This window comes from Bacillus sp. AFS002410 (assembly GCF_002556365.1).
Classification (GTDB): Bacteria; Bacillota; Bacilli; order Bacillales; family Bacillaceae_G; genus Gottfriedia.
The window spans coordinates 20,823-31,579 of record NZ_NUEU01000006.1 but is presented as its reverse complement, the minus strand read 5'-3'; the positions used below and the strand labels follow the sequence as shown (position 1 = coordinate 31,579).

The following is a 10,757-nucleotide window of genomic DNA, read 5'->3' as shown; positions in this document are numbered from 1 at the left end:
TGGAAATTTAATTGCGATTCCGAGAATTTAATTGCGATTCCAAGAATTTAATTGCGATCGCGAGAATTTATTTGCGATCCCCAAACACATTCTTTAACTTATCATATTTAAATAAATTCCATTAAATGAAAAAGCAGGAAACCCCCAAGGATTTCCTGCTTTAACTACTTTTAATAAATAACTACTGGCTCATATGTGCTAAGGTTATCAAATACAGTTTTCATTATACTAGGTGGTGTATTAACGCAGCCGCCTGAACCTGCAGTCAGATAGGCATTATTTGACCAATTAGTTCGCCAGCTAGCATCGTGGAAACCTTGGCCACTGTTTGTGAATGGTGCCCAATAATCAACTTGAACTTCATATGCGCCACTTCCTACGTGAGAGCCTTTAAGTATAGATGGCGTTCGCTTATAAAGGACATACCATACTCCTTTTGATGTATCCTCACCAGTGATGTGTTTACCTGTAACGACACTCGTTGTGATAGCTAATTTACCGTTTTTGTAAAGCCAAATACGTTGTTCTGAAATCGACACTTCGGCATACGTATCGCCAATGCCATTGTTTGAGGTCGTAGTATAACCATAACCCTCATCATTCCAGCCATGACCTAAAATGTTAGATGCAGTAATAGATTTTTTTCCAGACTCAAAAGCTGTTTGAATTTGTTTTGATTCTTTCTCCACATCTAATGCCCAGCCGTAGCCTTGTCCTTTAACTGAGATGACAGAACCGGAATGGGTCTTAAATTGGAAGTTTTTATCTAATGTAGACTGAGTTTTATTGATGTCAGCAATCTTGTTTTTTAGATCAGCATTGTCAATTGTAACTTTCATATCTTTTGATACAGACGCATTTTTAATTAATTCGCTAGCTTTTAAAGAATAAACTTTATCCTGCACTTTATAATCAACTGTGTGAGCTAGTAGTGCTTGTAGTTCTTTCTTTTCATTTTTCACAATTTGATTGTTTTCTTTAATAGGTTGTAGGTAAATAGGTTTTAAATGAATTACACTAGAATATTCATGACGTTTAAAGTCTTTTACTAGACTAGCAACATCATATTGTTCACCGTTAATGCTTTTAGAGACAATAATATTGCCTTGTTCCAAATGAACTTTCGCATCTTGTGGCGCTTTTAATCCATTATTTAGAGTGAGAAGCTTTTCTTCAATTTGTTTATTCATTGCATCCATTTGCTTTTCATCTAATTGACTTGGCATTAAAGAATAATTTTTTGCTTTAGATGAAGGAAAAAACGTGCGCTGGCTTTTTAATACTTTTTTAATAGCCGGTAGATCTTTTTCGGTAAAGCTCATCTTTGTATCTTTACCATCCAATACTTTCATATCACCTACATAAACTATGTTTTTAAGTTTGCTAGTTTTTAACTTATTAAGTGCCTGGTCAGCATTCAATCCACTTAATTTTATGCCATTAATCTTAATTTGGGCGTTAAAGTGGTTTGCCCGATTATAGCCGATTGCAATAATTGCGATTATAACGATTACTCCAATTAAAATGAAATGCCAGGGAATAATTTGATTAAATGACCTTCTCCGCTTACTATTACTTCTTTTAACATTTAAAGTAGTTTCCAAAAAAATACCTCCTATACCCATTGTTCCATTTATAAATGTTACTGAGTTTAAATGATAGTTTTGTACCCGTAGATTACAATTATATTACATAATTTACTTGGTTATTACTATTTTACATTTTTATCGAGTCGAACTTTGTCATTATTTGTTCGAGAATGGAAATTTTATCTAATTATTTTTTGGCATGATTGAATAGAAACATAGATTTTATTTGAGGATTTAATTTATTTAAATAAATAAAAAGGATATTTTTGGAATATTTTGAATTTAAATATTTGTACTTTAAACAAAAAGGGGAGAGGAAATATGAGGAAAATGAAACGAATAGGTAGCAAATTATTGTTAAGTTCCGTACTTGCAATGCAAGTTTTTACGCTGCCAGCATATGCTTCGTCTACGGATACGTCAACAATAGTCAAGACCATTCCACAAATTGATCGACTAGTAGATCAATTATCAAAAAACTCAAACACAGTCGGTATGCATGCGGGTATTGTAGTATATAACACGAGAACTGGAGAGCTGTTGGATGAGTATGACGCAGATAAAACATTTGTTCCTGCTTCTAATTTAAAACTGTTTGTTACAGCAGCGGCGCTAGATAAACTAACTCCAAATTACCATTTTAAAACTGAAGTATACACTACAGGCCAAATTAACAAAAAAGGGGTACTGCATGGTAACGTAATTGTTAAAGGATATGGTGATCCATCATTGTCAGAAGAAGATATGCGAAATATGGCTAAAGAAATGTCAAACAAGGGCATTAAATCTATTAACGGCGATATATTGGTAGATGATAATTATTTTGACGATGATCGACTTGGAGCAGGATGGATGTGGGACGATGAATCATATGGATATAACGCTCAAATCAGCTCATTAGCTGTGCATGAAAATATGATAAGTCTTTCTATTACTCCAGATGGTTCTATTGGAGAAGCCCCTTCATTAGGGATGAATCCTATGACTGATTATGTAACCATACATAACAATGCAAAAATAGTTGAGGGTAGCAATAATAATCTTGTAATTGATAGACCTCGTGGGACGAATTCAGTTGTTATTAGTGGTACGATTGGAAAACAATCATCGGTCTATACTGAAGATGTAGCAATAGATGACCCTGCACTTTTTGCAGGAAATGTTTGGAAGAGAGCTTTGAATGCAGAAGGAATTGACTTATTAAAGAAAAAAGTAAAAGTAGAAAAAACAAAAATTACAACAGGTACTCCGATTCTTGTACATAATTCCCAGCCTCTGAGTGAATTGATTGTTCAGTTAAATAAGCAGAGTGATAACTTCTATGCGGAAATGCTATTGAAGGAATTAGGTGTAGTTGCTAAAAATGAAGGAAGCTTTAATGCAGGAGCAGACGTTATTGAGGAATTTCTCAAAAAAGCAGATATCGATACAACCTATAGACAGGTCGATGGATCTGGATTATCACGTATGGATTTAATTTCACCAAAGCAAATGGCACAGCTATTGAAATATGTGTCTCAACAAGAGTATAAGGAAGTATTTGAACAATCGCTACCAATTGCAGGTGTTGATGGAACGCTTAAATCACGAATGATCGGAACGAGTGCTGAAAAAAATGTACATGCTAAAACTGGATCTATGAGCGGCATCAATAGTTTATCTGGTTATGTTACGGATCAAAATGGTGATAAGCTTGCATTTTCAATTTTGTTAAATGGTGTTCGTACATCATCATCTGCTACGGCATTTCAGGATGCGGTTGCTGTTTTACTTAGTCAGTATCCTAACCAAACAGGTGATGGTGTTCAAACAATCGCTGATACATTTTTACTTTCTACTTTGATCGACCCAATCTTGAATCAAGAAAATTTAAAAGGTGTAACGACAGGAATAGTTGTAGGTTCACTTGACCGAAAGAGTGGAGAAGAAGTGCTATATCAACGAGATGGTGATGATTTACTTACACCTGCTTCGAATATGAAGCTTTTGACGTCAGCTACTGCACTTAGAGAACTTGGCCCAGACTATACATTCAAAACGGAACTTTATTTAACAGCACCTCCAAATAAACATGGCAAAGTAGACGGGGATATCATAATTAAAGGCTATGGCGATCCAACACTGCAGTCAGATGATCCTTCTGGCCAAAAGAACGGTACAAAAATTACAATACTAGTTGAGGATTTAAAGAAAAAAGGAATTACTCAAATCAATGGAGATGTGATTATTGATGAAAGTCAATATGACACACAGCGTCTAGGAACTGGATGGGCATGGGATGATGAACCATATGGATATAATGCCCCATTAAGTGCACTATCAATAAATAGGAGTACAGTTCAAGTAAACTATCAACCTAGTGAAGTTGGGAAACCTGTAGCTTTTAATTTGGAACCTAAAACTGAGTATGTGCAAATAATAAATGAATCGAAAACAGTACAAGCTGATTCGAAAAACACATTTACGGTTGAAAAGGAGCGAGGTAAAAATATAATTCACTTAAAAGGAGACCTACCTTTAAGTGTACAACCTGGTAGTGAACAGATGGCTGTAGAAGAGCCTTCTTTGTATGCTGGTACAATAATGAAAGAAGAATTGGAAAAAGCGGGTATTAAATTTAGAAAGCGAGCAGAGGTGAAAAACGGTGTTGTGACAGATGGAGAAGTGAAAATATCACAAGTATCCTCGCCACCGCTACGTGATATTCTTGGCTTTATGACTAAAGAGAGTGATAATTTTTATGCCGAAATGCTTCTTAAGCGACTTGGGGCGGAGAAAAAAGGGGAAGGAAGCTCTTCTGCAGGTGCGCAAGTTGTAAAAGATAGTTTACTAAAGTATGGTATTGATCCGACATATAGAATGGTAGATGGTTCTGGTTTAAGTAGATATGATATGCTTTCTGCACGTCAAATCGGAAATGTACTTGCCGGTATGAGTAAAGAACCTTTTTTTGATGTATATTATCAATCTCTCCCGATTGCTGGAGTGGATGGCACATTAAAAAACCGAATGATCCAAACACTTGCTGAGAATAATTTGCATGCTAAAACTGGTACTCTGACAGGTGTGAGCGGACTGTCTGGCTATGTGACTACTAAAGATGGTGAACATCTGTATTTTGCGATATTGATGAACGGTTATAGTTCGTCTTCAAGCATTCTTACTAATGCTCAAAATCAAATAGGAACGGCATTAGCTGGAGTTTCATTTAAATAGATAAAAATTAAACTTTTATTAAGCGCAACAAAGCCGTCTTTATGATTATAAAGACGGCTTTGCCTTTTTAAAGTGGGATTCTTACATCAGGTTAAATGAGGTTTCTAATACAAAAATCATCATTTTATGTAATTTATGTAATTTATTTAATAATTTTTTAATATTGATTTCGCAGATAATAAGTTGAGCTCAGTACCAAGTAGCACAGGGAATTTAACTTAAAAAGAGGCTAAAGTAAATGCCTTTTTTTACCGATAATTCCATAATTTTAGATATATTCCTGTAATAAACATGCCATGAACGTAAATGATTTATCATCTCCCTGTTCTTTTTTTCTGAAAAATCTATGTTACGATTAGGAAAATTAGCAAATGAAGGAACATGGAGGGTAAAAGAAATGCTTAAAAAATTAATGACGATCACAGCAGCTACTGTACTCTCAGTAACTGTAAGTGCTAATGTACAGGCTGCTACTATCACAGTAAAAAAAGGGGATACCCTTTGGGATCTATCACGCACGAATAATACATCAGTAGAAAATACAAAAATGTTAAACGGTTTAACTACAGACCTAATTCATCCTGGTGATGAACTAACAATTGCCCCAGAAAAACATTATCTAGTTGAAGAAGGTAATACATTATGGGATATTGCGAAAAATAATGATACAACAGTTTCACAAATTAAAGAATGGAACAATTTACATACTGATCTCATTCACCCAGGATTAAATCTATTAATCTTTGAAGGTGTAAAAAATACTGCTCAATCTGAAGTGACTAATACTGCAACACAAACAGAAGCTACTTCAGCTGAGCCGTCAGAATCAGTGTCTCCAAAGACTGCAGCAGCACCAACAAAGGAAGTAGCTGCACCAAAAGAAAGTATATCTACACCAAAAGAGGAAGTAGCTGCACCAAAAGAAAGTGTATCTAAACCAAAAGAGGAAGTAGCTACACCAAAAGAGGAAGTAGCTACACCAAAAGAAAGTGTATCTAAACCAAAAGTAAATGTACCTGCACCAAAAAAAGAGGTATCTAAACCAAAAGCAACGAGCAAAAAAGTAGTTACAGTGGAAGCTACTGCATATACAGCTTCTTGTAAAGGTTGTTCCGGCGTTACAGCTACAGGAATTAACTTAAAGAAGAATCCAAATATGAAAGTAATTTCTGTTGATCCAAATCTTATCCCGCTTGGAAGTAAAGTGTATGTAGAAGGCTATGGTGAAGCAATCGCTGGTGATACTGGTGGAGCGATCAAAGGACATCGCATTGATGTGTTTGTAGCAAATAAGCAAGATGCGATTAATTTCGGAAGAAAACAAGTTAAAGTAACAATATTAAACTAATAGACTATAAAAAACACTGGAACTCCCAAATTAAGGGGTTCCAGTGTTTTTGTTTTTTTATTAAATTTGAATGAATTATATAAGGGAAAGATATTTTTTGTTGATTTAATCGTAGCTACAATCCTTCACTTAGCTTGTAAATCCTAATAATAATTTTCTATCAATAAATGAAAGTGCACTGTGTTCAATCCACGATGAAATATGAATATATAAATGGATTGGAGTTTAATTGACTATGTTTTTATTATTCGCTTTAGTATATTTATATAACAAATTCATGAGAGTAGAGTTTCGTTATAGGCGAAAATATAGTTTTTTCATGATACGAAGTTGAAAATAATAGTTTACTAATGTATCATTATTAATAATCAGAATATTCACTTAAGAAAAAGGGAGGATATTTATATGAATAAACAAATTCCTGAAAAGTGGTGGACTCAACTTAGGTTACCAGCCATTTCTGCACCAATGTTTTTAGTTTCTGGACCTGAGTTAGTAGAGGCAGCTTGTTTAAATGGGGTAATTGGATCATTTCCAGCACCAAATGCACGACCGATTGAGGTTCTTGATCAATGGATGGGTCAATTAAATAATAACCTTGCTTTGGCGCGCGCAAATGAGCCTGAGCGTAAAATTGCACCTTGGGCAATGAATATGGTCGTTCATAGCTCATATAGTAGATTACAAGAAGAAATTGAACTTTTGAAAAAGCATAAGCCAGAGCTTGTTATTACTTCATTAGGTTCTCCTAAAGTTGTAGTTGATATTGTACATAGTTATGGTGGCCTTGTGTTTTCTGATGTGAGTGATATTAAATTCGCTAAGAAAGCAGCAGAGGCTGGTGTTGATGGACTAATTCTAGTAGCATCAGGCGCAGGTGGTCATGCTGGGAATTTAAATGGATTTGCTTTTGTTGATAGTGTTCGTACGTTCTGGGATGGAATCATTGTGCTTGCAGGTGCCATTTCGACAGGTAAAAGTATTTTAGCTGCTCAAGCTGCAGGTGCTGATTTAGCGTATATGGGAACGCGCTTCATTGTTGCGAAAGAAAGCTTAGCAAATGACGAATATCGTCAAATGTTAGTCGATGCAACACAAGATGATCTTATATTGACTGATGCATTTTCTGGCGTAAAAGCGAATATGTTAATTCCTAGCATTGTGAAGGCTGGTCTTGATCCTAGGGAATTAAAGAAGAAAGATAAAGTCGATTTCGATGGAATGAAAAATGAATCAAGTGCGAAAGCTTGGAAAGAAATTTGGTCTGCTGGCCATGGTGTTGGGGCAATAACAAAAATTAGTTCAATTGCGGACATTATCAATGAGCTAGAAGAAGAGTATAATGAGGCTGTTGAAAAGCTTAATAACAACTTCGGAAAATTAAAGACTACTGTTGTTAAATAAAATAAAATTTGTAAGCGTTTTATAAGCATATTGTGAATCTATTGTTTATTTATAATTTTAGGATTATAATTATTTTATAGCGATGGAATCATAGTATGAGAGATGTTATGACTCTATCAATTTAGTAAACAAAAAAATGGATTGGTCTGTTAGTACGATTTGCTAATAAACTATTCCACCATGAAGACATAAAACCTATTAATTGGGTAAGTGTTTTTTGTGGTGGATTTTTTTATGGGAAAAAGGGGAGGAAAACCGTGGAAAATAACATGGTTACAATCACGATTAACGGGAAAGAAATAATTGCCGAGCAAGGTTCAACGATCTTACAAATCATCAATAAAAATGAAATGAGTCATCCGCAAATATGTTATGTTCCTGAAGTCGATCCAATTCAAACTTGTGATACTTGTATTGTTGAGATTAATGGAGAGCTAAAACGTTCTTGTTCAACTGTAGCAATGAGCGGGATGAATATTCAATTGTCTTCACCTAAAGCGAAGGAAGCTCAAACTGAAGCAATGGATCGTTTATTAGAAAATCATTTACTATATTGCACAGTTTGTGATAATAACAACGGGAATTGTAAGCTTCATAATACAGTAGAGGAAATGGGTATTGAGCATCAAAAGTATCCTTATAAACCAAAGGTTGCATCTTGTGAAGTAGATTTAACGCATCCATTTTATCGATATGATCCAAACCAATGTATTGCTTGTGGTCAGTGCGTGGAAGTATGTCAAAATCTTCAGGTAAATGAGACATTGTCAATTGATTGGGAGGCTGAGCGTCCTCGTGTCATTTGGGATAAAGGTGTCTCGATTAATGATTCTTCATGTGTTAGTTGTGGACAATGTGTAACGATTTGTCCTTGTAATGCATTAATGGAAAAATCAATGCTTGGTGAAGCTGGTTTTATGACGGGCTTAAACGAAGAATTACTAGATCCGATGATTGATTTAGTAAAAAAAGTAGAGCCAGGATATAGTGGTATTTTCGCGGTTTCAGAGGTTGAGGCAGCAATGCGAGAAACTCGTACGGAAAAGACAAAAACCGTTTGTACTTTCTGTGGTGTTGGATGTACTTTTGAGGTTTGGACGAAGGATCGTAAAATTTTAAAAATTCAACCAAGCTCTGATGCACCTGTAAATGCAATTTCGACTTGCGTAAAAGGTAAATTTGGTTGGGATTTCGTTAATTCGGAAGAACGAATTACAAAACCATTAATTCGAAAAAATGGTGTATTTGTTGAAGCGAGCTGGAATGAAGCACTTGATTTAGTTGCAAGTAAACTTGGTTCAATTAAACAAGAATATGGTAAAGGCTCTGTTGGTTTTATTTCATCTTCAAAAATTACAAATGAAGAAAACTATTTAATTCAAAAGCTAGCACGACAAGTGTTTGAAACAAATAATGTTGATAATTGCTCACGTTATTGCCAATCACCAGCGACAGATGGATTATTCCGTACAGTTGGGATGGGTGGAGATGCAGGTACGATTAAGGATATCGCAAAAGCTGGACTAGTTATTATCGTTGGAGCGAATCCAGCAGAAGGTCATCCTGTCCTTGCGACAAGAGTTAAACGAGCTCATAAACTACATGGGCAAAAACTGATTGTTGCAGATCTTCGTAAAAATGAAATGGCCGAGCGTTCTGATATTTTTATTAGACCGAAACAAGGTACTGACCAAGTGTGGCTGATGGCTGTAACGAAATATATTATTGACCAAGGCTGGCATGACTTAAAGTTTATTTATGAGAATGTTCACTTCTTTGAAGATTTTAAAGTCGTTCTTGAGAAATATACTCTTGAATATGCCGAAAAAGTAACTGGAATTTCAAAAGAAACAATCATTCGAATTGCTGAGATGGTTCATGAAGCTGATGGAACTTGTATTTTATGGGGAATGGGTGTTACCCAAAATACTGGTGGCTCAGATACATCTGCTGCAATTTCGAACTTATTACTTGCTACAGGAAACTATAGACGTCCAGGTGCAGGTGCTTATCCGCTTCGTGGTCACAATAATGTACAAGGAGCATGTGATATGGGTACTCTTCCTGGCTGGCTTCCTGGTTATCAACATGTTACTGATAACGCGGCTCGTAAAAAGTTTGAAAAAGCATGGGGCGTTGAAATCGCTGGTAAACCAGGTCTTGATAATACCCAAATGCTCCAATCAATTGAAAAAGGCGATATGAAAGCTATGTATTTAGTTGGTGAGGATATGGCGCTTGTTGATTGTAATGCAAATCACGTAGATGAAGTTTTATCGCAACTGGACTTCTTCGTTGTTCAAGATCTCTTCTTCTCTAAAACAGCGCAATACGCAGATGTTATTTTACCTGCTGCGCCATCACTTGAAAAAGATGGAACATTTACAAATACTGAACGTCGAGTTCAAAGATTATATCAAGCATTACCTACTCTTGGAGAATCAAAAGCTGACTGGTGGATCGTTCAAGAAATCGCGAACCGTTTAGGTGCAAATTGGAACTATAAGCATCCAGGCGATATCTTTAGTGAAATGGCAAGTTTAGCACCACTTTTCTCACAAGCTAGCTATGAAGTGATAGAAGGCTGGAATAGTTTCCTTTGGGGAAGTTTAGACGGAGCAAGTACAGAACTTCTTTATGAAGATGGATTTAATTTCCCAGATAAAAAGGCTAGATTTGCTTTAGCCGATTGGATGGAGCCTGTAGAGTTTCCGGAAGAATTTGACCTATTAATTAATAATGGCCGTATGCTTGAGCATTTCCATGAAGGAAATATGACGAATAAATCATATGGTATTCAATTAAAGGTACCTGAGATTTTTGTAGAGGTGTCACCTGAGCTTGCGAATGAACGAGGAATTAAAGATGGCTCATTAGTTCGTTTAGTATCACCATATGGAGCATTGAAATTGCCTGCACTAGTAACGGATCGAGTGCAAAAAAATGAGTTGTTCTTACCGATGAATTCAACTAACAAGGAATCTGCTATCAATTTCTTAACAGGACCAGCGGCAGATCACCGTACAAATACGCCGGCTTATAAGCAAACGAGAGTACGTATGGAAGTACTACGTGTAGAAGGTAATAGTCCAATGCCTAAATCAAACCCACGAAATAAAAAACGAAATCCTCAAGATGGGGTTGAGGTACAACGTAAATGGGAGCGAGAAGGATACGTCCACTTAACGACAAAATAAAGG

5 protein-coding genes are annotated in these 10,757 nt (G+C 35.8%); 4 read left to right on the top strand and 1 reads right to left on the bottom strand.

Annotated elements, in window-relative coordinates:
- Positions 1 to 170 precede the first annotated feature (170 nt).
- The gene (locus tag CN692_RS05755) at positions 171 to 1,625 is read right to left on the bottom strand and encodes a L,D-transpeptidase family protein (RefSeq protein ID WP_098118204.1); all 1,455 of its coding nucleotides are present in this window, start codon (positions 1,623 to 1,625) and stop codon (positions 171 to 173) included.
- Positions 1,626 to 1,910: 285 nt separating this feature from the next.
- Here CN692_RS05755 and dacB point away from each other — a divergent pair, with 285 nt between their 5' ends.
- The 4 genes from dacB to fdhF all read left to right on the top strand — a co-directional run bounded on the left by dacB (position 1,911) and on the right by fdhF (position 10,754).
- On the top strand, positions 1,911 to 4,805 hold the full coding sequence (dacB, locus tag CN692_RS05750; protein ID WP_098118203.1) for a D-alanyl-D-alanine carboxypeptidase/D-alanyl-D-alanine endopeptidase: 2,895 nt from the start codon (positions 1,911 to 1,913) through the stop codon (positions 4,803 to 4,805).
- Positions 4,806 to 5,202: 397 nt separating this feature from the next.
- Positions 5,203 to 6,153: a LysM peptidoglycan-binding domain-containing protein gene (locus CN692_RS05745; RefSeq protein ID WP_098118202.1), complete on the top strand. Its 951-nt coding sequence runs from the start codon at positions 5,203 to 5,205 to the stop codon at positions 6,151 to 6,153.
- 405 nt (positions 6,154 to 6,558) lie between these two features.
- Complete coding sequence (locus CN692_RS05740) at positions 6,559 to 7,557, top strand: NAD(P)H-dependent flavin oxidoreductase (RefSeq protein ID WP_098118201.1); 999 nt, start codon at positions 6,559 to 6,561, stop codon at positions 7,555 to 7,557.
- Positions 7,558 to 7,826: 269 nt separating this feature from the next.
- Positions 7,827 to 10,754, top strand: a complete 2,928-nt coding sequence (gene fdhF, locus CN692_RS05735; protein WP_142317500.1) for a formate dehydrogenase subunit alpha — start codon at positions 7,827 to 7,829, stop codon at positions 10,752 to 10,754.
- Positions 10,755 to 10,757 lie beyond the last annotated feature (3 nt).